The organism is Corallococcus sp. AB049A (assembly GCF_003668885.1).
GTDB lineage: Bacteria > Myxococcota > Myxococcia > Myxococcales > Myxococcaceae > Corallococcus > Corallococcus interemptor.
This window is the reverse complement of sequence record NZ_RAWL01001374.1, coordinates 1-399: the sequence shown is the minus strand read 5'-3', so window position 1 is coordinate 399 and position 399 is coordinate 1. Positions and strand designations below refer to the sequence as shown.

Genomic DNA, 399 nt, shown 5'->3' with positions numbered 1-399 from the left:
CCGCTGACCTGCAGCGTGGCCTGTCCGTCCTGCCAGGGCAGCAGCAGGGGCGTCGGATGGAGTGCCTGCAGCTGCAGTCCGCACGAAGCCAGCAACTGCTGCGCCTGCAGGACCGCCTGCTGGCCGAGCCAGGCCACCGGAACCGTGCCGTCAGCCGCCTGCGCACCGTGGGCCAGCGCGACGTCCTGCAGGTCATCCAGCAACATCGCCTCCACCTCACCCTGCAACGCCAACTGCAGGCGGCGCCCGGACAACGGTGGCAGCTGCAGTTCCAGCAGGATCAGGTCGCTCGGATCGAGGCAGGCATGCACCGCAGCCCGCGGATGCCGCAGACCCAGCGCCGCCAGCGTGGCGCAACCGTGGGCCAGCACCTCGCCCTTGTGCAGCTGCGCCCAGTCC

The 399-nt window shown here is 71.2% G+C and carries 1 protein-coding gene; it reads right to left on the bottom strand.

Annotated elements, in window-relative coordinates:
- A partial coding sequence (gspL, locus tag D7X55_RS47260) for a type II secretion system protein GspL (RefSeq protein ID WP_199747490.1) occupies positions 1 to 399 on the bottom strand: 399 nt, incomplete at both ends.